The sequence below is a fragment of the Pigmentiphaga sp. NML030171 genome (genome assembly GCF_002188635.1).
Taxonomy (GTDB): Bacteria; Pseudomonadota; Gammaproteobacteria; order Burkholderiales; family Burkholderiaceae_B; genus Pigmentiphaga; species Pigmentiphaga daeguensis.
The window spans coordinates 27,384-48,044 of the sequence record NZ_NINX01000029.1 but is presented as its reverse complement, the minus strand read 5'-3'; the positions used below and the strand labels follow the sequence as shown (position 1 = coordinate 48,044).

The 20,661-nt window shown below is 69.8% G+C and carries 19 protein-coding genes; 10 read left to right on the top strand and 9 right to left on the bottom strand.

From position 1 onward, the window contains the following. Window positions 1-7 precede the first annotated feature (7 nt). The 6 genes from CDO46_RS09415 to CDO46_RS09390 are packed head-to-tail and all read right to left on the bottom strand — an operon-like array spanning window position 8 to window position 6,672. Window positions 8-862: a fumarylacetoacetate hydrolase family protein gene (locus CDO46_RS09415; protein WP_087838293.1), complete on the bottom strand. Its 855-nt coding sequence runs from the start codon at window positions 860-862 to the stop codon at window positions 8-10. Window positions 863-881: 19 nt separating this feature from the next. Further along, a complete protein-coding gene (locus CDO46_RS09410; protein WP_087838292.1) occupies window positions 882-1,835 on the bottom strand; it encodes a VOC family protein in 954 nt (317 codons plus the stop codon). 10 nt (window positions 1,836-1,845) lie between these two features. Further along, window positions 1,846-2,829, bottom strand: coding sequence for a tripartite tricarboxylate transporter substrate binding protein (locus CDO46_RS09405; protein WP_087838291.1), 984 nt, complete (start codon window positions 2,827-2,829; stop codon window positions 1,846-1,848). Next, window positions 2,826-3,833: an alpha/beta hydrolase gene (locus CDO46_RS09400; protein ID WP_087838290.1), complete on the bottom strand. Its 1,008-nt coding sequence runs from the start codon at window positions 3,831-3,833 to the stop codon at window positions 2,826-2,828. The genes CDO46_RS09405 and CDO46_RS09400 overlap by 4 nt, the downstream gene beginning before the upstream one ends. Further along, window positions 3,830-5,167: an amidohydrolase family protein gene (locus tag CDO46_RS09395; protein ID WP_087838289.1), complete on the bottom strand. Its 1,338-nt coding sequence runs from the start codon at window positions 5,165-5,167 to the stop codon at window positions 3,830-3,832. The genes CDO46_RS09400 and CDO46_RS09395 overlap by 4 nt, the downstream gene beginning before the upstream one ends. After that, window positions 5,164-6,672, bottom strand: a complete 1,509-nt coding sequence (locus CDO46_RS09390) for an FAD-dependent monooxygenase (RefSeq protein ID WP_087838288.1) — start codon at window positions 6,670-6,672, stop codon at window positions 5,164-5,166. The genes CDO46_RS09395 and CDO46_RS09390 overlap by 4 nt, the downstream gene beginning before the upstream one ends. A gap of 125 nt (window positions 6,673-6,797) precedes the next feature. Between CDO46_RS09390 and CDO46_RS09385 the strand changes: the two genes are divergently transcribed. Next, the gene (locus CDO46_RS09385; protein ID WP_087838287.1) at window positions 6,798-7,751 is read left to right on the top strand and encodes a LysR family transcriptional regulator; all 954 of its coding nucleotides are present in this window, start codon (window positions 6,798-6,800) and stop codon (window positions 7,749-7,751) included. On the opposite strand, the gene CDO46_RS28640 is transcribed toward CDO46_RS09385, so the two are convergent. Together CDO46_RS28640 and CDO46_RS09380 are read right to left on the bottom strand one after the other, a co-directional pair. Next, a complete protein-coding gene (locus CDO46_RS28640) occupies window positions 7,748-7,873 on the bottom strand; it encodes a hypothetical protein (RefSeq protein ID WP_254914577.1) in 126 nt (41 codons plus the stop codon). The genes CDO46_RS09385 and CDO46_RS28640 overlap by 4 nt on opposite strands. After that, on the bottom strand, window positions 7,870-8,862 hold the full coding sequence (locus CDO46_RS09380; protein ID WP_087838286.1) for a LysR family transcriptional regulator: 993 nt from the start codon (window positions 8,860-8,862) through the stop codon (window positions 7,870-7,872). The genes CDO46_RS28640 and CDO46_RS09380 overlap by 4 nt, the downstream gene beginning before the upstream one ends. Window positions 8,863-8,974: 112 nt before the next feature. Between CDO46_RS09380 and CDO46_RS09375 the strand changes: the two genes are divergently transcribed. From CDO46_RS09375 to CDO46_RS09355, 5 genes are all read left to right on the top strand, one after another. Continuing rightward, the gene (locus tag CDO46_RS09375) at window positions 8,975-9,526 is read left to right on the top strand and encodes a TRAP transporter small permease (RefSeq protein WP_176400691.1); all 552 of its coding nucleotides are present in this window, start codon (window positions 8,975-8,977) and stop codon (window positions 9,524-9,526) included. Continuing rightward, the gene (locus CDO46_RS09370) at window positions 9,523-10,800 is read left to right on the top strand and encodes a TRAP transporter large permease (protein ID WP_087838284.1); all 1,278 of its coding nucleotides are present in this window, start codon (window positions 9,523-9,525) and stop codon (window positions 10,798-10,800) included. The genes CDO46_RS09375 and CDO46_RS09370 overlap by 4 nt, the downstream gene beginning before the upstream one ends. Before the next feature lie 38 nt (window positions 10,801-10,838). Next, window positions 10,839-11,834 carry a TRAP transporter substrate-binding protein gene (locus tag CDO46_RS09365; protein ID WP_087838283.1) on the top strand — a complete coding sequence of 332 codons (996 nt, stop codon included), beginning with the start codon at window positions 10,839-10,841 and terminating at the stop codon, window positions 11,832-11,834. Between the two features lie 90 nt (window positions 11,835-11,924). After that, window positions 11,925-13,397 carry an aldehyde dehydrogenase family protein gene (locus CDO46_RS09360; RefSeq protein WP_087838282.1) on the top strand — a complete coding sequence of 491 codons (1,473 nt, stop codon included), beginning with the start codon at window positions 11,925-11,927 and terminating at the stop codon, window positions 13,395-13,397. Window positions 13,398-13,502: 105 nt separating this feature from the next. Further along, on the top strand, window positions 13,503-15,182 hold the full coding sequence (locus CDO46_RS09355; protein WP_087838281.1) for a GMC family oxidoreductase: 1,680 nt from the start codon (window positions 13,503-13,505) through the stop codon (window positions 15,180-15,182). A 39-nt stretch (window positions 15,183-15,221) separates the two neighbouring features. Here the strand turns inward: CDO46_RS09355 and CDO46_RS09350 are convergent, their stop codons facing one another. Then, the gene (locus CDO46_RS09350) at window positions 15,222-16,328 is read right to left on the bottom strand and encodes a helix-turn-helix transcriptional regulator (protein ID WP_087838280.1); all 1,107 of its coding nucleotides are present in this window, start codon (window positions 16,326-16,328) and stop codon (window positions 15,222-15,224) included. A 137-nt stretch (window positions 16,329-16,465) separates the two neighbouring features. Here CDO46_RS09350 and CDO46_RS09345 point away from each other — a divergent pair, with 137 nt between their 5' ends. From CDO46_RS09345 to dsbD, 4 genes are all read left to right on the top strand, one after another. Then, window positions 16,466-17,425, top strand: coding sequence for an ATP-binding cassette domain-containing protein (locus CDO46_RS09345; protein ID WP_087838279.1), 960 nt, complete (start codon window positions 16,466-16,468; stop codon window positions 17,423-17,425). Between the two features lie 192 nt (window positions 17,426-17,617). Beyond that, window positions 17,618-18,382 (top strand): ABC transporter permease, encoded by a 765-nt coding sequence (locus CDO46_RS09340; RefSeq protein ID WP_243724390.1) that lies wholly within the window; start codon window positions 17,618-17,620, stop codon window positions 18,380-18,382. Between the two features lie 16 nt (window positions 18,383-18,398). Next, a complete protein-coding gene (cutA, locus tag CDO46_RS09335; RefSeq protein WP_087838277.1) occupies window positions 18,399-18,740 on the top strand; it encodes a divalent-cation tolerance protein CutA in 342 nt (113 codons plus the stop codon). Beyond that, complete coding sequence (gene dsbD, locus CDO46_RS09330) at window positions 18,740-20,659, top strand: protein-disulfide reductase DsbD (protein ID WP_087838276.1); 1,920 nt, start codon at window positions 18,740-18,742, stop codon at window positions 20,657-20,659. Before cutA ends, dsbD begins: the two co-directional genes overlap by 1 nt. Window positions 20,660-20,661: the final 2 nt, after the last annotated feature.

Genomic DNA, 20,661 nt, shown 5'->3' with positions numbered 1-20,661 from the left:
CCAGGCCTCATGCCTCGTCGATCACCGGGTTGCGCAGCACGCCCACGCCTTCGATCTCGATCTCGCACACGTCGCCGGGCTTGAGCCACACCGGCGGCTTGCGCGCCAGGCCCACGCCCGACGGGGTGCCGGTGATGATCATGTCTCCCGGTTGCAGCGCCATGCCTTCCGAGCAGGCAGCCACCAGGGTGGCGACGTCGAAGATCATGTCGCGGGTGTTGGCGTCCTGCATCACCTGGCCGTTCAGGCGGCACTGGATCCGCAGGCCGGCGGCGCCCGCGGGCAACTCGTCGGCGGTGACGAATTCCGGGCCGAAGCCGCCGCTGCGGTCGAAGTTCTTGCCCCACAGCCACTGGTTGGAGCGGAACTGGTAGTCGCGGATCGAGCCTTCGTTGAACAGCGAATAGCCCGCCACGTGCTCGAGCGCGCGTTCCTTGGGAATGTAGCGGCCGCCCTTGCCGATGACCGCGACCAGCTCGGCCTCGTAGTCGAACTGCTCGGATACCCGGGGGCGTTCGATGGCCTCGCCGTGGGCCACCCAGGACGAGGGGAAGCGCTGGAACAGCACCGGATGCGCGGGCGGCGCGAAATTGCTTTCGGCGGCATGGTCCACGTAGTTCAGGCCGATGGCGAAGGCCTTGGCGGGGTGTTGCAGCGGCGGCAGCAGCGCGAGGCCGGCCAGGGCCAGGCGCTCGCCGGGGGCGTTGGCGGCGGCGCGCGCGGCGTCCAGGCCGCCGGGGTCGCGCAGCAGTTCGTCCAGCGTGGCGGGCAGGCCGCGCGCGGTCAGGTCGACCACGTCGTTGCCGATGCGGGCGCCCAGGGCGGGCGCTCCGGCCTGGTTCTTGAAGGCGATCAGTCTCATGGTGTGTCTCGTTGCCCCGTCAGCCGGGGTATTCCTGGTTGGTGATGAAGTCGGCCGGCAGGGGCGGACCCCAGACGTAGAGCGAGTCCTCGGGCGGATGGTCGGCGGCGGGCCAGTCCAGTCCGGCCGGAACGTAGTCGATATCGTACGAGTATTCGGCCCAGCTGCCCCAGGGGTCGCGTACATAGTAGAAGTAATTCGAGCCCAGCACGTGCCGGCCGACCCCCCAGCCCTGTTGGTAGCCGGCGATGCGCATCTGTTCGGAGCCGCGCCCGACCTCGTCCAGGCTGCCGACGTCCCAGCTCGAGTGATGCAGGCCGCGCGCGTGCGACTTGGCGAAGGCCACGAGGTGGTGGTCGCTGCCGTGGATGCCGTGCATGAAGGCGATGAGATCGCCGGAATGATCCGACACGCGCAGGCCCAGGATGGTCCGGCAGAAGTCCACCATGCGCGTGACGTCGGGCGTGAAGAACAGGACGTGCGACAGGTGGCGCGGCCGCACCGGCTGCACGCGGCTGCGGGCCGGCGCGGCGCCCTGGCCGGGCGGGACCGGGGCGACGGGGGTGGGCGGGCTCTTGGCGGCGGGCGAGACCTTGTCCGCCACCACCAGTTGCAGCGGCGTGCCGTCCGGATCGCGCAGCCACAGGCCCTGGCCGTCCGACAAGTCGTGCGGCTCGGTCCGCAGGCCGGCGTCCTCGATGCGCGTGCGCATCTCGTCCAGGTCCCGCGCGTGGATGCCGTAGCGCACGTACTGCAGGCGCTTGGTCGCGCTCCCTTCGTGGAGGCGGCTCCACACGTGGGGATGGCCGTGCGTGCGCAGCTCGAGATGGCCGGCCCGGCGCCGCACGTCCAGGCCGAAGGCCAGGTAGAAGCGCTCGGCCTCGGCCAGGTCGGGCACCGAGTACACGAAGCAGTCCACCGAATGCACGGCGGCGCGGCGTTCGAGATGGATCGTCAAGGCAGAGGCGCGCATCGGCGTGCTCCTATTCCGGCTTGACGCCCGCCATGTCGACGGCCGCGCGCAGGATGGCGGTGTCGTCGCGCAGCGAGGCGGCGAAGGCTTCGGGGCTGCTGCCGATCACGCTCCAGTGCTGTTCCTCGATCTTGGCGCGCACGTCGGGCTGCTGGACCACGGCCCGGAAGGTGTCCGCCAGCTTGGCGACGATGGGCGCGGGCGTGCCCGCGGGCGCGACGAATCCCATCCAGTTGCCGAAGGGGCGGAAGTCGGGAAAGTCTTCGGTGATGGCGGGCACGTCGGGGTGCAGCGGATGGCGCTTGGGCGTCATGAAGGCCAGCACCTTGATCTGTCCTGCCTTCCACTGCCCGAGCAGGCTGCCCACGCTCAGGATGGTGGCGTCGAGGCGGCCGGCCAGCAGTTCCATGGCGATCTGGCCCGCGCCCTGGTAGGGCACGTGCAGCATGTCGACCCCGGCGGCGGCCTTGAACTGTTCGCCCAACAGATGGTTGAACGAGCCGTTGCCGACGCTGGCGAAATTGAGCTTGCCGGGATTGCGCTTCAGGTAGTCGACGAACTCACGCGTGGTGTTGGCCGGCACCTTGGCGCTGACCATCAGCGCGACGGGCAGGTCGGCCACGGCGGTGATGGGCGTGAAGCTCTTGAGCGGCTCGTAGGGCAGGTCCTTGCGCAGGTAGCTGTTGAGCAGCAGGGCCGAGGTGGTGGTCAGGTGGATGTTGTAGCCGTCGGGCGCCATGCGCGCCGCATAGCTGGTGCCGACGATGCCGTTGGCGCCCCCGCGGTTCTCGAACACCAGCGGCTGGCCCAGCAGCTTGCCGGCCCGATCGGCGATGAGGCGGCCGATGGCATCGATGGGCGATCCGGTGGGATAGGGGAACACCACGTGGATGGGCTTGTTGGGGTAGGGCTGCTGCGCGCCCGCCTGCAGCGGGCAGGCCATGCCGAGCAGCGCGGCCAGCGCTCCGGCGATCAGTTGCTTGGCGTGTCTCATCGTGGGTCCTCTTGGGGGGCTACATGGCCGGGGGACATGGCCCCGGCCTGGGAAAGGGATGCCAGGCAGGCGCGGAATGCCCGGCAGATATCGTCGTTGGCGCGGCGTGCCGCGGCCGAGGCTTCGAAGAAGCCCAGGAACGGGTGGAACATGTCGTCGTGGCGCAGCAGCGTGACGGGCACGCCGGCGCCGCGCAACCGGTCGGCGTAGGCCAGGCCTTCGCCTTGCAGCGGGTCGTGCCCGGCCACCGCGATGACGGTGGAAGGCAGCCCGCCCAGGTTGGCGGCGCGCAGCGGCGAAGGCGGAAACGCGGCGGCCTCCCCGGCGCGTTCGCCCATGTACAGGCGGGCGATGTCGCGCAGGTCGGCGGGGGACAACATCGGATAGTCGCGGCCGTCCGCCTCCAGCCGCAGGGTGTCGCGGGCCATGTCCAGCCCGGGCACGACCAGCAACTGCGCCGCCAGAGGCCGGCCGGCGTCGCGGCACAGCAGGGCGGCGCTGGCGGCCAGGTTGGCGCCCGCGCTTTCGCCGGCCACGGCCACGCGGGCCGGATCGCCGCCCAGTTCGCGGACATGCGCCTGTACCCACCGGGTGGCGGCCAGGGCATCGTCGTGCGCGGCCGGGTAGGGATGCTCGGGCGCCAGCCGGTAGTCCACCGAGACGACCACCGCGTCCAGGTCGCGGCACAGCTTGCGCGCGATGTCGTCCATCAGCTCGACGCTGCCCAGCACGAAGCCGCCGCCGTGGAAGAAGACCACGGTGGCGTGCGGGCCCGCCGTGGCAGGCCGATAGACGCGGCCGGGAACCGGGGCGTCGTCCAGGTCGCGCACGGCGCCCACTTCGGGCAGGCCGTGGCGTTCGCGCGCGGCCAGGATGGCGCGCGCCATGCGCTGGCGAGCCTCGGGCGCGCTGCCGGCGAAGGGCGGCGGGGCATTCTGCGCGCGCAGGGCGGCCACGATGCGGGCCAGGTCCGCGTCCAGCGGCACGACCGGCGCAGCCGTCATGCCGGCAGCTCCAGTACGTGGGCCTGCGAGGCCCGTGCCCGCCGCCGCAGCGCCTCGACGTCGATATGCAGCAGTCGCCCCGCGCGCTTGACGGCGCGGCCGGCCACGAACACGGTGTCGACATTGCCGGGGTGGGCGGCCAGCACCACGGCGCCTACCGCGTCCGATACGGGCGTCAAGTTCAGATCGTCGCCGCGTATCAGTACGATGTCGGCCTGCTTGCCGGGCGTCAGCGAACCGGTCTTGTGGTCCAGGCCGGTGGCGCGCGCGCCGGCCAGCGTGGCGAACTCCAGCACGTCGCGCAGCGTGAGCGTGGCGGGGGCATCGGGCACGCGCGAGTGGCCGCCGCCCATCCACGACCGGTAGTAGGCGAAGGCGTGGCGCATCTGGGTGAACATGTCGCCCGCGCATTTGGTCTCGGTATCGCCGCTCAGGCTGGGCCGGATGCCGGCGGCCAGCAGGCGGTCGAAGGGAATGTCGCCGATGCCCTGGGCGTTCATCTCGCAATGCACGCCCAGCGAGGCGGTCACCCCGGCATCGGCCATCATCGCGATCTCGTCGCGGCCGCAGAAGCAGCAGTGCACGAAGGTCAGGTCCGGGCCCAGCGCGCCTTCGGCGTGCATCTGCGCGATCGCGCGTATCGGCGCGTTGCGCGCGTAGGCGCCCATGTGGATGCTGGAGCGCAGGCCCAGTTCGCGCGCCAGGCGCAGGTCGTCCAGCCAGACTTCGCGGCGGGCCATCTCCGGGCCGCGCGCCGCCATGGCCAGCGTCAGCAACTGGTCGTCCGAGGAAAAGAATTCGCGGCGCAGCCGGCGAATGTCCTGCGGATGGCCGCGCTGGCTGTCGAACATCCAGCTCGCGCCTTCGACCAGCGGCCAGCCGTGGCCGAACACGGCCCGCAGGCCGGCGTCGCGCAGCGCCTGGACGGCGGCGTCGCTGTGCTCGGGGCTGTTCTGCACGTGCGACCAGTCCATCATGGTCGTGATGCCGCCGTCCAGCGCCGACACCGCGCCCAGCAGCGTGCCCGCATAGACGTCCTCGGCGCGGAAGGCCGCGCCCTTGGCGCCCAGCATCTCGGCGAAATAGATCTGCGGATCGATGTCGGCGTAGCGGTGGCGCACGCAGGTCTGCCAGGTATGGCGATGCGTGTCGACGAAGCCGGGCAGGACGATCATGCCCCGGGCGTCGAGCTGTTCGGCATCCTCCACCGTCAGTTGCGGGGCGATCGCGGCGATGCGGCCGTCCTCGATCAGCAAGTCGCCCTGGCGCAGGTCGCCCACCTGGGGATCGACGCTGACGATCCAGCCCTGGCGGATGAGCGTGCGGCGGGTCATGCCCGGGCCCCGCGCAGCCAGCGGGCCAGTTCGGCGCGTACATCGCCGGCCTGTTGCACGGACGTGCCGGCCCAGGCGATGTAGCCGTCCGGCCGCACCAGCATTCCCTTGACGTCGGCCAGCGCGGCGGGCGCGCGGCCCAGGCGCGCCTGCACGCAACGCACGGGCAGTGCGTCCAGCGGCAGGCTTGCATACTGGTTGCTGTAGCCTTCCAGGTCCAGCAGCACGAAGCGCCGTTCGCGCAGCAGCTCGGCCAGGCGCACGGATTGGCCGTCCAGCGCGACCAGGTCGATGTCCGGCGCGTGCTGCCCGGCCAGCGGATGGCTGCCCGGCGGCGCGGGATAGGGCCGGGTCAGGCCGCACAGTTCGCGCACCAGCTTGCGCTGCACGTCGGGCAGCGGAATGTACTCGCGCTGCATGCGCCGCTTCAGCGCCACGCCCTCGGGCTCGAAATTGAATTGCAGCGCGCACTGGGTCGCGACGCTGTCGAGCAGGTCGCGCATGACCGGCAGGCGCTCCTCGTCATAGCTGTCCAGGATCGCGGCGTCGCTGTGGCCCTGCACGACGTGGGCCAGCTTCCAGCCCAGGTTGAACGCGTCCTGCAGGCAGAAATTCATGCCCACGCCGCTGGCGGGGTAGTGGATGCGCGCCGATTCGCCCACCAGGAATACGCGGCCGCTGCGCAGCGTGGGCACGGCGCGCATCTGGTCATCGAAGCGCGACGCCCAGCGATGGCCGCGGATGCCATAGTCGGTGCCGTGCACGTCGCGTATGCACTGCAGGGCTTCTTCCAGGGTGACGGGTTCGTCCTTGGCCGCATGCCGCCGGTCGCGGTGCACGATGTTGAAGCGGGTGATGCCGGCGCCGAAGGCGTAGCCGCGCACCCAGCCCATCTCGTTGTCGACGTTGATGCGGCCGCCGGGCCAGGGCGCGTCCAGTTCGGCATCGATCACGATGCCGCGGAACGAGCCGCCGCGGCCGTCGAAGGGAAGCCCGGCCTGGCTGCGCACGACGCTGCGGCCGCCGTCGGCGCCGACCAGGTAGCGGGCGCGCAACGTGGCCGCCGTGCCGTCCCCGCCACCGACGTCCACCTCGACTCCGTCCGCGGTCTGCCGCACGGCCCGGGCTTCGACGCCGCGCCGGATCTCGGCGCCGCTTTCCTCGGCCCAGGTCCACAGGATTTCCTCGGTCAGGTTCTGCGGCAGGCCCAGCGTGAAACCGTAGCGGGTCTCCAGGTAATGCCACTCGATGGGATGGAAACCCGCCCAGATGTGCGAAGGGCGGAACGGGTAGGGGCTGATGTCGCGCGTGCGCCGGATGAAGCGGTCGGCGATGCCGCGCGCATCGAACAGTTCCAGCACGCGCGGCAGCAGGGTGCCGGCGCGCGACTGCACGCCTTCGGTGCGTCGTTCCAGGACCAGGGTCCTCGCTCCCGAGCCGGCCAGTTCGGCGGCCATGGTCAACCCCGACGGGCCGCCACCGACCACGATCACATCCCACTGCATTGCTCGTCTCCAGCTTTCTCGTCATGGCGGCTCCGAGCCGCATGCCTCGCATGGTGGCGACCCTGTCGACAGACGTAAAGTTAATTGTTTAAATTCGAACCATTTGCTCGGTAAATAGATGAGCCATGCGCTTCAACAAGCTGGACCTGAACCTGCTGGTGGTGCTGGACGCCCTGCTGGCCACCCGCAGCGTGAGCCGCGCCGCCGAGCGCCTCTTCCTAAGCCAGCCCGCGACCAGCCTGGCGCTGGGGCGCCTGCGCGAGTATTTCGACGACGAACTGCTGGTGTCGGTGGGCAAGACCCTGGTGCCGACCCCGCTGGCCGAGCAACTGGTCAAGCCCGTGCGCGACGTGCTGCTGCAGATCCAGACCGTGACGCGTGCCCGGCCCACCTTCGATCCGGCCACGGCCACGCGCCGCTTCACGATCGAATCCTCGGACTACGTCATCACGGTGCTGCTGGCCGAAGTGGTGCGGCGCGCGGCCAGGCTGGCGCCGCTGATGCAGTTCGACCTGCGGGCGATCAGCCCGCAGACGCCCGAGCACCTGGACAGCGGCGGAATAGAGCTGCTGATCGCGCCGGAGTTCGCGGTCGTGGCGGGGCATCCCGCGGAACCGCTGTTCGAGGACACGTTCTCCTGCCTGGTGTGCGAGGCGCATGTCGACCCCGCGTTCGAACTGTCGAGCGACGCCTATTTCGACGCGGCGCACGTCGGCGTCGAATGGGGAGGCGGGCGGCGGATCACCTATGACGCGAAGATGCTGTCGCGCAGCCGGCGCCAGCGCCGGCAGGACGTGATCGCGCCCAACTTCACCCTGGTGCCGGAACTGCTGGTGGGCACGCCGCGCATCGCGACCCTGCCGACCCGGCTGGCGCGCCACATGGCGGCGCGGTTTCCGCTGCGGGTGGTGCCGTGTCCGATCGCGCTTCCTCGTTTCGCGGAGAATCTGCAATGGCATAAGTACCAGGAGCGGGATCCGGCCATCTCATGGCTGCGGGAGTTGTTGCGGGCCACGGCGGCGGACTTGCCGGCGCTGGAGGAGGCGTCGCATCCGCCGCGGCGCCGGCGCGGTGCCTAGCGCCTGACCTTCGACAGCGGATCATCCGGCTCGCAGGTGGGCTTCTGCGGCTGGGTCGAACCCAGCATCACGCACATCAGCGCGTCGTCGTCGCCGATGTTGACCTTGCCGCGGAACTTCAAGGCGTTCCAGTCGTACTTGCAGGTGGAGCGCTGGGCGCAGTTCCTTCCATGGAGCTGCCCTGGAAAGGCTTGAGCCCCGGCGGCCGGGCTTCTTCGATATGCCGCTTCAGCGCCAGCTGGAATTCCGAGAATTCCTTGCCTTCGCGGCTGGCCAGGTAGAGCGGGAGCGTGAGCGCGAGGCCGGGCGTGCGCACGCAGCGCAGCTCTCCCCGCGCCAGGTCGCGTTCCACCGCCGTCTTGGAGAAGAAACACACGCCCAGGTCGCGCCGCACGGCCTCCTTCTGGGCTTCCGGATGTCCCAGGTTGAGCACGATGCGCCGAGACGGGATGCCGTTGGCGCGCAGTTGCCCTTCCTCCAGTTGCTGCATGACGGTGCTGTTCGCGGTGCTGATGAAGGGCAGGCGCGAGATCTCCTCGCGCTGCGCCTCGTCGCCCACCCAGCGGCTGGCTGGGGCGCTGATCAGCAGCAAGTCTTCGTCCCACAGCGGGCGCACGGCCAGGCCATCCAGGTTCTGCGTCGGCGCGATGATCAGGACGGCGAAGTCGCAGGCGCCTGCGCGCGTGGCCTCCAGGGCCACCTGCGGGTTGGAGATCGATACGTGGACCTGGCCGTCGGGCCGCCGTACCTGGAAGTCGCAGATTAACTGGCTCAGCAGATAGGTGCCCACGCTCATTGAAGCGGCGACCACCGCCTGGCCCGGCGCGAGGTCGGTCGAGCCGCCCAGTTCCCGTTCCAGCTCGCGCGTGCGGGTGACGACCTCCTGCGCCCATTTGTAGACGCGCTGGCCGGTGGCGGTCAGCACGATGCCCCGGCCTTCGCGGCGGACCAGCGTGGTGCCCAGCTTTTCTTCCAGGCTGCGGATGTGCGAGGTGACGACGGGTTGCGTGACGAACAGGTAGTCCGCGGCACGCGTCACGCTCTGCAGTTCGGCCACCACGCAGAAGACCTCGAGTTTCTGCAAGGTGAGGTAGGGGTCGAAGCGGGCCATGAGGGGGGATCGTCAATTCATAGTCAATCGGCTATTCAATAAGGGAAATATTTGAATTAGACGAATGGTTGGCGTCAACCTAGGATCTCTCCCCACAACGAGAGGAGACATCATGTCCAGTACCCAGCCCGGCGGCGCGCGGCGCATCCTGCGCGGCCTGGAAGGCGCCGCCACCAGTCTCGAACGGGCCCTGGCCAGCGCCCTGCTGGCGGCCGTCGCGATCAACGTGGCCAATGTGGTGGCGCGCTATGTGTTCGGCCGTTCGATCACCGGCGCCGACGAATTGCAGGTCTACCTGATGGCCGCGCTGGCCTTCTTCGGCTCGGCGGTGGCGGCGGTGCGCGGGCAGCATCTGCGCATGGACGTGCTGAACCGCTACTTTCCCATGGAACTGCGGCGCTTCCTGTCGACGCTGGAGGCGCTGGCGGCCGTGGCGCTGTGCGGCTTCGTCTGTTTCATCTCGTCGGAATACGCTTGGCGCATCTACCAGATCGGCAGCGTGAGCGAGAACGGCCACATTCCGATGTGGATCCCGCATTCACTGGTGGCGGTGGCGTTCGCCGCCATGGTGGTCGTCGGCCTGTTCGACGTGGTGTTGCGGGTGGCCGGAAGCGGCCTGCGCCAGCCCGAGGCGGTGGACGGGGCCGAGGAGGTGCTGTCATGAGTTTCGCGCTCGGTTTCCTGCCCCTGGGCCTGCTCCTGCTGGGCTTTCCCATCTTCCTCGTGCTGCTGGCGTCGGTCAGCGTGGCGCTGCTGTTCTTCATGGACGTGCCGCTCACGGCCCTGCACCAGAACCTGTTCGGCGCCATCGACGCCTATGCGCTGCTGGCGATTCCCTTCTTCATCTTCGCCGGCGAACTGATGGGCCGCGGATCGGTGGCGGACCGGCTGGTGAGCTTCGTCAACGCGGGCGTGGGTTCGGTGCGCGGCAGCCTGGCGGTGACCACCGTCGGGTCCTCGGCCCTGTTCGGCGCGATCTCGGGCGTGAGCGCGGCCACCGTCGCCACCATCGGCCGGGTAATGCTGCCCGCGCTGCGGCGCAACGGCTATCCCGAGAAGTTCTCGGCGGGGTTGCTGACGGCGGTGGGGGCCATCGACATCATCATCCCGCCCAGCATCCCGATGATCGTCTATGGCGCGGCCGCGCAGCAGTCGGTTCCCCGGCTGTACGCTGCGGGCGTGCTGCCCGGGCTGCTGCTGGCCGGCATGCTGTGCGCCTACGTCATGTGGTATGCCCGGCGCCATCGCATCGGCGGCGGCGAGCGCTTTTCGTGGGCGGCCTTCGGCCGCGCCGCGGCCCGCGGGCTGGGCGCGCTGGGCGCGCCCGTGATCATCCTGGGCGGCATCTACGGCGGCGTGTTCTCGCCCACCGAGGCCGCCGCCGTGGCCTGCCTGTACGCCATCGTCGTGGCGCGCTACTTCTACCGCGAGCTGTCCTGGCGCGACATCCTGGCCAGCGCCGGCACGACGGCGGTGTTCACCGGGCAGATCCTGATCATCGTGGCCTGCGCCAACGTGTTCGGCTGGCTGCTGACGGTGCACCAGGTACCCGCCGCGCTGGTGCAGTGGCTGACCGACCTGCACTTGCCGGGCTGGTCGCTGCTGCTGGCGATCAACGTGCTGCTGCTGGCGGTGGGCTGCTTCATCGATCCGCTGTCGGCCATCCTGCTGCTGTCGCCGCTGCTGATGCCGCTGGTCACGGCCATCGGCGTGGATCCGGTGCACTTCGGGATCATCATCACGGTGAACCTGTCCATCGGCCTGTTCCACCCGCCCTTCGGCATCAATATCTTCGTCGCGCAGAGCGTGCTCAAGCTGCCGCTCGAAAGCATCTACCGCGGCATCGTGCCATTCGTCGTCATCTACGTGATCGCGCTGGGGCTGATCACCTACATCCCGGACATATCCCTCTGGGGCATGCGCTTGCTGTTGAACTGAAGGCCGTCCGCCGGCCACCCACCACTGGAGACATCATCATGAATCGCCGTCTATGCCTGGCGCATCTGGCCGGCCTGGGAGCGCTCGCGCTCCTGCCCGTCGCCCGCGCGCAGAACCTGGTCATGAAGCTCACCACCACCACGTCCGACGACCTGGGCGTCGACTGGCTGAACGCCTACAAGGTCAACCTGGAGGCGGCCACGCAGAACAAGGTCAAGGGCCAGGTGTACCCGGCCAGCCAGCTCGGCACCGCGCAGCGCACGATCGAGGGCGTGAGCATGGGCACCGTCGAGATGGCGCTGAATGCCTCGGGCATGTACGAGGGCCTGGACGCGCGCTTTGGCGCATTGGCCGTGCCCGGCTTGTTCGACGGCATCGACCATGGCATGAAGGTGCTGGCCGACCCCGAGGTCAAGACCAGGCTCGCGTCCATCGCCTCGAAGAAGGGCGTCGAGGTGCTGACCACGCTGGTGCATTCCCAGTGCAGCATCGTCTCGCGCAAGCCCATCCGCAAGCTGTCGGACCTGGCCGGGCAGAAGATCCGCGTTCCCGGCTCTTCGATCCTGATCGCGCAGCTGCGGCAGCTGGGCGCCAACCCGGTGTCGATGTCGCTGGGCGAGGTGCTGCCCGCCTTCCAGAACGGGACGCTGGACGGCGTCTATTCCGGCACGCCCATTCCCTCGGCGCTGAAGTACTTCGACGTCGCCAAGTCGCAGACGCTGCTGCCGTCCACGTATATCGCCATCGTCGGGCTGGTCAGCCCCACCTTCCTGAAGTCGGCAGGTGCGCTGGAGCAGCCGCTGCGCCAGGCCGCCCGCAAGACCGACGCCGAGATCGGTCCGCGCGTGCATGCGCGCGTGGCCGAGGCCCGCGCGATCTGGGAGAAGGGCGGCGGCGAGATGATCGAGCTGCCGCCGGCCGATGCCAAGGCCTACCTGGACGCGGTGATCCCCGCCGCGATGAAGGAACTGTCGACCGATGCCCGCAAGGACTACGAGGCGCTGCGAGCGGCCGCTGTCCGTCTCAGGAGTTGACCCCTCTACGCCCTGCGGGCGTCCCCCAAGGGGACGGCCCCGGGGATACAGGGCCATGAACACCGACTGTACTGACTTATCGGAGACGCCATGCGCGCACACGAGATTCCCGCCGGCATCCTGCCGACCCACCGCCAGCTTTTCTATGGGGGAGCCTGGCACGAACCCCTGGCCGGCGTCTACGCGCCTACCATCAATCCCGCGTATGACGAGCGCCTGGCCGATACGCCGGTCGCCGATGCGCGCGACGTCGACGCCGCGGTGCGGGCGGCCCAGGTCGCCTTTCCCGCGTGGGCGGCCACGCTGCCCAGGGAGCGCGGCCGCATGCTGCGCCAGGCCGCGGACATCCTGCGCGCCCATGCCCAGGAACTGGCGCTGCTGGATGCGCTGAACAACGGCAATCCGGTGTCCATCCTGGCCAAGGACGCGGACTTCGCGGCCGACAGCCTGGAGTATTTCGCCGGCCTGGCGACCGAGGTCAAGGGCGAGACCCTGCCGATGGGGCCCGGCTATCTGGACTACACCGTGCGCGAGCCGCTGGGGGTCGTGGCGCGCATCGTCGCCTACAACCATCCGCTGATGTTCGCCGCCATGCGCCTCGCGGCGCCGCTGGCGGCGGGCAACACGGTGGTGGTCAAGTCGCCGGACCAGGCGCCGCTGTCCATCATCCGGCTGGCCGAGCTGATCGGCCACGTGTTTCCCAAGGGGGTGGTCAACTTCCTGTGCGGCAGCCGCGAGTGCGGGCAGGCCCTGGCCGAGCATCCGCTGGTGCGCAAGATCACGTTGATCGGCGGCGTGCCTACCGGCAAGTCGGTCATGAAGACCGCGGCCGACGGGCTCAAGCCCGTGCTGCTGGAGCTGGGAGGCAAGAACGCGCTGGTGGCCTATCCGGACGCGGACCTCGACAAGCTGGTGGACGGCATCGTGGGCGGCATGAATTTCACGTGGTCGGGCCAGAGCTGCGGCTCCACCAGCCGCGTGTTCCTGCACGAAAGCATCCACGACGAGGTCCTGGCGCGCGTGGCGGAATTGCTGCCCAGGCGCCACCGGCCGGGCATCCCGACCGATCCCGCCACGACCATGGGATCGCTGGTCAGCCGGGCGCAGCTCGAGAAGGTGCAAGGCTTCGTGCGATCCGCGCTGGACGAGGGGGCACGGCTGGTGACCGGCGGCCGGCAGCCCGAGGATCCCGCGCTGCGCGACGGCTTCTTCTTCGAGCCCACCATCTTCGCCGACATGCGGCCCGACATGCGGCTGGCGCGCGAGGAAGTGTTCGGTCCCATCATGTCGGTGTTCCGCTGGTCCGACGAGGACGCATTGTGGACCGACGTCAATGCCGTGGACTTCGGCCTGACCGGCTCGATCTGGACCCGCGACCTGGACACCGCGCACCGGGCGGCTCGCCGCATCCATACCGGCTACGTCTGGATCAACAACACCAGCCAGCACTTCATCGGCGCGCCGTTCGGGGGCGTGAAGCAATCGGGCATAGGCCGAGAGGAATGCTTCGAGGAGCTCCTGGAGTTCACCTACACCAAGAACGTCAACCTGAAACTGAATTAGTCCCCCCTACACCCTTCGGGCGCCCCCGGGGGGCGGCGCTGGCGGACCGGCGGAGCCGGATCCGCGGCGCCCTGGATCGACATGCGCTAGCGGCTTGGAAATGACATGAATCATTACGACTACATCATCGTGGGTGCGGGCTCCGCGGGGTGCACGCTGGCCTACCGGCTGGGTGCCGACCCGGCGCTAAAGATACTGGTGCTGGAGGCCGGCGGACCGGACCGATCGCCCGTGATCCGCATTCCGCTGACCTGGGGCCTGATCCTCAAGCACCGGATGTACGACTGGGGTTACTTCACCGAGCCCGAGCCCGGCATGGACGGCCGGCGCATCGAATGCGCGCGCGGCAAGGTCCTGGGCGGCTCGACCTCGATCAATGGCATGGCCTATGCGCGCGGCGCCCGCGAGGACTACGACCACTGGGCGCGTGGCCTGGGACTGGAGGGATGGTCCTACGACGACGTGCTGCCGTATTTCCGCCGCAGCGAATCGTGGGAAGAGGGCGCGAGCGACCTGCGGGGCGGCGACGGCCCGCTTACCGTGACCCGGTTGCATTACGAGGACCCGCTGGTGGACGCCTTCCTGCGCGCCACCGACCTGGCCGGCTATGCTCGAAACGACGACTACAACGGCGCCAGCATCGAAGGCTTCGGCCCCATGCAGGCCACCATCCGCCGCGGCCGCCGCTGGAGCGCGGCGTCGGCCTACCTGCGGCCCGCGGTGGCGCGCGGCAACGTGACGGTGTGGACCGGCGCGCTGACCACGAAAGTGCTGATGGAGCAGGGCCGCGCCGTGGGCGTCGAAGTCCTGCGCGGCGGACGCCGCGAGCAGGTGCGGTGCGAGCGTGAAGTCCTGCTGGCGGGCGGCGTGATCAACTCGCCGCAGTTGCTGATGCTCTCGGGCATCGGCGATGCCTCGGAGCTTGGCCGGCACGGCATCGCGACCCGCGTCGACCTGCCCGGCGTGGGACGCAACCTGCAGGATCACGTGGTTTGCGACGTGCGCTGGCGCCGCAAGGAAACGGGGCCGCTGCACCGGGCGCTGCGCCTGGACCGCATCGGCTTCGATCTGCTGCGCACCTGGATGTTCGGCTCGGGCCTGTCCAGCAAAGTGCCCGCCGCCGCCGTGGGCCTGGTTCGCAGCCATTCCGACTTGCCGCTGCCCGATCTGCAATTGCTGCTGGCCGCGGCGCCCATGGACGCCGGCCCGCACCTCGGTCCGTTGCTCAAGCCCTACGTCGACGCGTTTGCCATCAAGGGCGTCTTCATCACGCCCGAGAGCCGGGGCAGCGTCTCGCTGGCCAGTGGCGATCCGACGGCTCCCGCCGTGATCCGCCAGAACTTCCTGTCGACCGACTACGACAGGCGCGCCGTGCGCCAGATGGTGCGCATCATGCGGGCCATCGGCGAACAGCCGCCGCTCGCGCCGTTCCGCGCCGAGGAGCTGGCGCCCGGTCCACAGGCCACGAGCGACGCGGACATCGATGCCTTCATCCGGCGTACCGCCATCACCTTGCACCACCCGGTGGGCACCTGCAGGATGGGCGGCGATGCCGATCCCGATGCCGTGCTCGATGCGCAGATGCGGGTGCGCGGCGTGCAAGGCCTGCGGGTGGTGGACGGGTCGGCGATGCCGCGCGTGGTGCGGGGGCCGACGAACGCGCCCATCATCATGATGGCCGAGAAGGCGGCGGACCATATCCTGGGCCGGCCGCCGCTGGCGCGCGACAGGCGGGGTGCGCCGGCGGCGCGCCGGTGGGCGGAGAACGAGCCCGTCCCGGCCTGACAGGCATCCGGCCGCTGCCCGGAGCTTGCCGGGAAGCGGTCAGTGCCGTGCCATCCTCAGCAGCAGGCTGACGAGCTCGCCCTGCCGGTGCGTGCCCGTTTTCGTGAAGAGCGCGCGCAACTGCGTGCGAGCGGTGCTGAGCGCGATGCCCTGGCGCTCGGCATACTCGGCCAGGCTGAGGCCTTCCTGCAGTTTGCTGGCCAGGCGCGCCTCGGCCCGGCTGAACTGGAACAGGTCGTTTATCCGCAGGTTCTGCTGTTCCGGATCGACCACGCTGACCGCGACGAGCGGGCGTTGCAGCGGGTTGTCGGGGTGGTCCTCGGACAGCGGCGTAACCAGGATGTCGGGGCCGCCGGCGGTGGGCGGCGCGATACGCGCGGCACGACGCGATCCCGCGTGCCCCGTGGCCTGCAGGATGGCCGTTTCGAGCCGGCTGGCGGTGGCGTGACGGGGGCGGATCTGGCCGTTGTATTCGCACAGGGCGCCATCGGGCAGCGCCGCATGCCGTTCGGCCGCTGCATTGCGGTAGGCCACGTGCCGGCCTTCATCGAGCAGCCACAGCGGGGTGGGCAGGCTGTCCAGCACCTGGTCGCGCAACGCCAGGCCGTCGCGCAATCCGGCGAGCGTGTCGTAAAGCGTGCCGGCTCGCTGCAGGTGCGGCGCGATGCGCGCCAGCAGATCGTCGTGGCAGGCGTCGGGCCGCACGCCGATGGCGGTCAGGAGGGCGACGTAGACACAGGTGCCCTGGCCGTTCAGCCGAATCGACGCGCGATTGTCCATCCCTTGGGCCTGCTGGAAGTCCTGGTAGTACGGATGGTGCTCGAAGGTTTCGGCCGACAGTTCGCGCCGGTCGTGATTCCACCGGCCGTCATCGGTCGCGGCGATCAGTTCGCGCATGGGGTCGATGGCGCCGTAGTGGGCGTTGTAGGCCTGGATGGCGGCGGGATCGCACCGGGCGGCCAGCGTGACGGTGGCGGCGCTTTCGCCGGGCAGGCTGATCGCGACGGCGCCGAACTGCCTGCCGCTGGCGGCGGCCAGCGCGTCCAGCAGCGCCGGCCAGCGCGCGTTGTCCAGCACGCTTTCATAGCAGAGTCCGACGAGGGCGTCGTAGGTTTCCTGGGACGGGGGCATACCCATGATGGTCATGTACTCGGTTAATCGTTACATCATGTTACGTAAACTGCGAAGTTGGCAATCACTTCCAACCATCCGACCACATAAGGAAAACCCTGCGCGGGGGTGTCGCAGCGGGTGCGCGCCGGCCCCGGGGTACTATTCATCGCATGACCACCAATTCGCTGCACGCGGGGGCCAGGCCCCTGGCTACCTCCGGACCCGCGCTGCGGGTCGAGCGGCTGGACAAGCGCTATGGCGGCCGCGTCATCGTGGACGCGCTGTCCTTCCAGATCGCGCGCGGCGAATGCTATGGACTGCTGGGCCCCAACGGCGCGGGCAAGACCACCACGCTGCGATCCATCCTGGGCCTGACGCCGGTGGATGGCGGCACCATCCGGCTGCTGGACTACCCGGTGCCGGCGCAGGCGCGCCAGGCCCGGGCGCGCATAGGCGTGGTGCCGCAGATCGACAATCTCGATCCTGATTTCACCGTCGAGGAAAACCTGCTCGTATTCGGCCGCTATTTCGGCCTGGCCGACGCCGAGATCCGCCGCCGCATTCCCGGCCTGCTGGAGTTCGCGTCGCTGGCGGCCAAGCGCAGGGCGCGCATCAACGAACTGTCGGGCGGCATGAAGCGGCGCCTGACGCTGGCGCGGGCGCTGGTGAACGATCCCGACCTGATCGTGATGGACGAGCCCACCACCGGGCTGGACCCGCAGGCGCGCCATCTGATCTGGGAGCGCCTGAAGACGCTGCTGGCGCAGGGCAAGACCATCCTGCTGACCACGCATTTCATGGACGAGGCCGAGCGCCTGTGCGACCGGCTGGGCCTGCTCGAGCGGGGGCGGATGATAGCCGAGGGCGCGCCCCAGGACCTGATCGCGCGCCACGTCGAACCGGAGGTGGTGGAAGTGTTCGGAGAGGGCGCCCTGGACTGGCTGGAGCGCCACCGCGCCGCCTTGCCGGGCCGGGTCGAGGTCAGCGGCGAAACGGTCTATTGCTATACGGCCGAGCCGGAACCGGTGCTGGGCCTGCTGCGCGAGGGAGGCCGGATACGCTATCTGCACCGGTCGGCCAACCTGGAAGACCTGTTCCTGCGGATGGCCGGCCGTGATTTGAGAGAATGACCCCCCTACGCGCTTCGCGCGCCCGGCATGGTGAGCCCCCAGCCGCTACGCGGCAGTCCTCCGAGGGGGCGGGGACCCGCCTCGGGGCGGCCCGGCGGCCGGATCCGCTGTGCCCTGGATCGAGGGTCGGGATGATTGGGGGCTGAGATGAGTGAATGGGCGGTGGATACTTCGCGATCGGGAGTTTGGGGCTTGCCTCGGCCGGGGCGGGGATGCGTGCCGGTGCTGCGGCGCAATTTCCTGGTCTGGCGCAAGACGGCGTTGACGACCGTGCTGGGCGATGTCATGGATCCGATGGTGGCGTTGCTGGCGCTGGGCTACGGCCTGGGCAGCCTGCTGCCGGGCATAGACGGCGTGCCCTACGTGACTTTCCTGGCTGCCGGCTCGATCTGCATGGGGGCGCTGTACGCGGCCACCTTCGAGGCCACCTACAGCGCCTTTTCGCGGCTGCACATCCAGCGTACGTGGGATGCGATGTTGAACACGCCGCTGTCGCTGGACGACGTGGTGTTCGCCGAGATCCTGTGGGCCGCGGCCAAGAGCATGAAGAGCGGGCTGGCGATCCTGCTGGTGGTGGTGGCGCTGGACATCTCGCGCGCCGCCACGCTGCTGTGGATCCCGCCGGCGCTGGTCCTGCTGGGCGTGACCTTCGCCGCGCTGGCGCTGGTCATGTCGGCCCTGGCCAAGGGCTTCGATTTCTTCATGTACTACTTCACGCTGGGCGTGACGCCGATGGTGTTCCTGTCCGGCGTGTTCTTTCCCGTGTCGCAGTTGCCCGAGGCGCTGGTGCAGGCGGCACGGCTGTTGCCCCTGGCCCCGGCCATCGAACTGGTGAGGCCGCTGGTGCTGGGGCGGATGCCGGACCAGCCGTGGTTGCCCGTGCTGCAGCTGGCGCTGACGGCGGCGGTCGCCATCTGGCTGGCCACCGCGCTGATGCGCCGCCGCCTGTTGCGCTGATATCCTGGAGATCGCCATGTCGTCGCCAACCGAGGCCGCCCGCCAAGTGGTGCTGGTATTCTGCAATGCTCCCGATGCCGATACCGCCGGGGCCATCGCCCGTCGCCTCGTCGAAGACGGGGTGGCCGCCTGCGTGAACGTCGGTGCGCCGGTGTTGTCCATCTATCGATGGAAGGGGGAGGTGGAGTCCGCCGACGAGATTCCACTGTTCATCAAGACCACGGCGGCCCGCCAGAGGGCCGTGCAGGAGACGATCGCCCGGCTGCATCCCTACGAGGTGCCCGAGATCATCGCCGTGCCCGTGACCGACGGTTTGCCGGCCTATCTGGATTGGGTCCGGCAGGAAACGAAAAACTGATGTCCATGTTCCGTTTGCGGGCCGCCGGCCCGCGCGTCCATTGGTTCCTGGCGTGCCTCGTGTGGGCCTGCGCCGCGTTCATGCCGCGATCCGCGGCGGCGGAGGACTTCCTGCCGCCGGAGCAGGCCTTCCGCTTTTCCGCGCGCGCCGTGGCGCCCGACGCCATCGAACTGTCCTGGGCGATCGCGCCGGGCTACTACATGTACCGCGAGCAGTTCCGCTTCGTCGCCGATCCGCCGGATGTGGCGCTGGGCGATCCCCAGTTGCCGCCGGGACAGGTCAAGTTCGACCAGACCTTCGACAAGGAGGTCGAGACCTACCGCGACAAGGTGTCGGCCCGCCTGACGATTCCCACCGGCACGGCGTTCGCGCTGGCCGTGACCAGCCAGGGCTGCGCCGACGCCGGCCTGTGCTATCCGCCGGCCGAACACAAGCTGCGCATCGCCGCCGCTTCGGCGCCGGGCGGCCTGCCGCAAGTCGAGGGCGGGGCGGGGGCCGGCCTGCGGTGGTCGGCCTTCGCCGGCACGGACGACGTGGGCCTGGCCGACATGCTGGCCGGCAGCGGCCTGGTCCGCACGGCGCTGATCTTCCTGGGCCTGGGCATCCTGTTGTCGTTCACGCCCTGCGTGCTGCCCATGGTGCCCATCCTGTCGGCCATCGTGGTCGGCGACGCCGCCGGCCAGTCCCGGCCCCGCCTGCGCGGGCTGGGACTGGCTGCGGCCTACGTGCTGGGCATGTCGGTGGTCTACACCGGGGTCGGGCTGCTGGCGGCACTGAGCGGCGTCAGCCTGGCGGCCACCTTGCAGACGCCCTGGGTGCTGGGGGTGTTCGCCGCGCTGCTGGCCGTGCTGGCCCTGGCCATGTTCGACGTGTTCACGCTGCAATTGCCGTCCAGCTGGCAGTCTTCCCTGTCGGACCGGGTCTCGCGCCTGCCCGGCGGCCGCGCCACCGGGGCGCTGGCCATGGGCGCCGTGTCCGCGCTGATCGTCGGGCCGTGCGTGGCCGCGCCGCTGGCGGGCGCGCTGCTGTACGTCTCGCAGACGGGCGACGTGCTGCTGGGCGGGGTCGCGTTGTTCGCCCTGGCCTGGGGCATGGGCGTGCCGCTGCTGGCCGCCGGCGCGTCGGCGGGCGCGCTCCTGCCCAAGGCGGGAAGATGGATGGAGGGCGTGAAACGTTTCTTCGGCATGCTGCTGCTGGCCGTGGCGTGGTGGATGCTCTGGCCCGTGCTGCCGGGTTGGATCCAGATGGCGGGCTGGGCGGTACTGGCCATCCTGGCGGCTGCGCTGCTGCATGCGTTCGACGCCCTGCCCGCCGATGCCGGAACGGGCCGCCGCGTGCTCAAGGGCCTGGGCATCCTGTTCGCGCTGGTCGGCGTCCTGCAGGCGGTGGGCGTGGCCAGCGGCGGCCGGGATCCCTTGCAGCCGCTGGGGCATCTCGCCGCCTCGGGCGGCGAGGGTCCGGTCCTGGCGCCGCCCGTGCAGGGGCCCGCTCCGGCCCGGGGCGGGGAGGGACTCTGGAGCCCGCCAGGAGGAGCCTCGTCGCGGCCCGGGGCTGCGGCGTCATTCGAGCGCGTACGCTCGGTGGCCGAGCTGGACGCGCTGCTGGCCGCGTCCGACCGTCCCGTGATGCTGGATTTCTATGCCGACTGGTGCGTCTCGTGCAAGGAAATGGAGGCGCTGACCTTTCCCCGCCCCGACGTCGCGCAGCGGCTGGCCGGCATGCGCCTCGTGCAGGCGGACGTGACCGCCAACAATGCCGACGATCGCGAACTGCTCAAGCGCTTCCGGCTGTTCGGGCCCCCGGGCATCGTGTTCTTCGCGCCGGGCGGCGCGCCGCTGCCCCAGCGGGTGATCGGTTTCCAGGGGGCCGAGCGTTTCTCGCGCGTGCTGGACGACGTGCTGGCGACGGCCGCGCGCTGACG

Bases quoted from the DNA above. Each gene is read 5' to 3' on its own strand.
- CDO46_RS09415 (WP_087838293.1), bottom strand. From the start codon at position 862: ATGAGACTGATCGCCTTCAAGAACCAGGCCGGAGCGCCCGCCCTGGGC.
- CDO46_RS09410 (WP_087838292.1), bottom strand. From the start codon at position 1,835: ATGCGCGCCTCTGCCTTGACGATCCATCTCGAACGCCGCGCCGCCGTG.
- CDO46_RS09405 (WP_087838291.1), bottom strand. From the start codon at position 2,829: ATGAGACACGCCAAGCAACTGATCGCCGGAGCGCTGGCCGCGCTGCTC.
- CDO46_RS09400 (WP_087838290.1), bottom strand. From the start codon at position 3,833: ATGACGGCTGCGCCGGTCGTGCCGCTGGACGCGGACCTGGCCCGCATC.
- CDO46_RS09395 (WP_087838289.1), bottom strand. From the start codon at position 5,167: ATGACCCGCCGCACGCTCATCCGCCAGGGCTGGATCGTCAGCGTCGAT.
- CDO46_RS09390 (WP_087838288.1), bottom strand. From the start codon at position 6,672: ATGCAGTGGGATGTGATCGTGGTCGGTGGCGGCCCGTCGGGGTTGACC.
- CDO46_RS09385 (WP_087838287.1), top strand. From the start codon at position 6,798: ATGCGCTTCAACAAGCTGGACCTGAACCTGCTGGTGGTGCTGGACGCC.
- CDO46_RS09380 (WP_087838286.1), bottom strand. From the start codon at position 8,862: ATGGCCCGCTTCGACCCCTACCTCACCTTGCAGAAACTCGAGGTCTTC.
- CDO46_RS09375 (WP_176400691.1), top strand. From the start codon at position 8,975: ATGTCCAGTACCCAGCCCGGCGGCGCGCGGCGCATCCTGCGCGGCCTG.
- CDO46_RS09370 (WP_087838284.1), top strand. From the start codon at position 9,523: ATGAGTTTCGCGCTCGGTTTCCTGCCCCTGGGCCTGCTCCTGCTGGGC.
- CDO46_RS09365 (WP_087838283.1), top strand. From the start codon at position 10,839: ATGAATCGCCGTCTATGCCTGGCGCATCTGGCCGGCCTGGGAGCGCTC.
- CDO46_RS09360 (WP_087838282.1), top strand. From the start codon at position 11,925: ATGCGCGCACACGAGATTCCCGCCGGCATCCTGCCGACCCACCGCCAG.
- CDO46_RS09355 (WP_087838281.1), top strand. From the start codon at position 13,503: ATGAATCATTACGACTACATCATCGTGGGTGCGGGCTCCGCGGGGTGC.
- CDO46_RS09350 (WP_087838280.1), bottom strand. From the start codon at position 16,328: ATGACCATCATGGGTATGCCCCCGTCCCAGGAAACCTACGACGCCCTC.
- CDO46_RS09345 (WP_087838279.1), top strand. From the start codon at position 16,466: ATGACCACCAATTCGCTGCACGCGGGGGCCAGGCCCCTGGCTACCTCC.
- cutA (WP_087838277.1), top strand. From the start codon at position 18,399: ATGTCGTCGCCAACCGAGGCCGCCCGCCAAGTGGTGCTGGTATTCTGC.
- dsbD (WP_087838276.1), top strand. From the start codon at position 18,740: ATGTCCATGTTCCGTTTGCGGGCCGCCGGCCCGCGCGTCCATTGGTTC.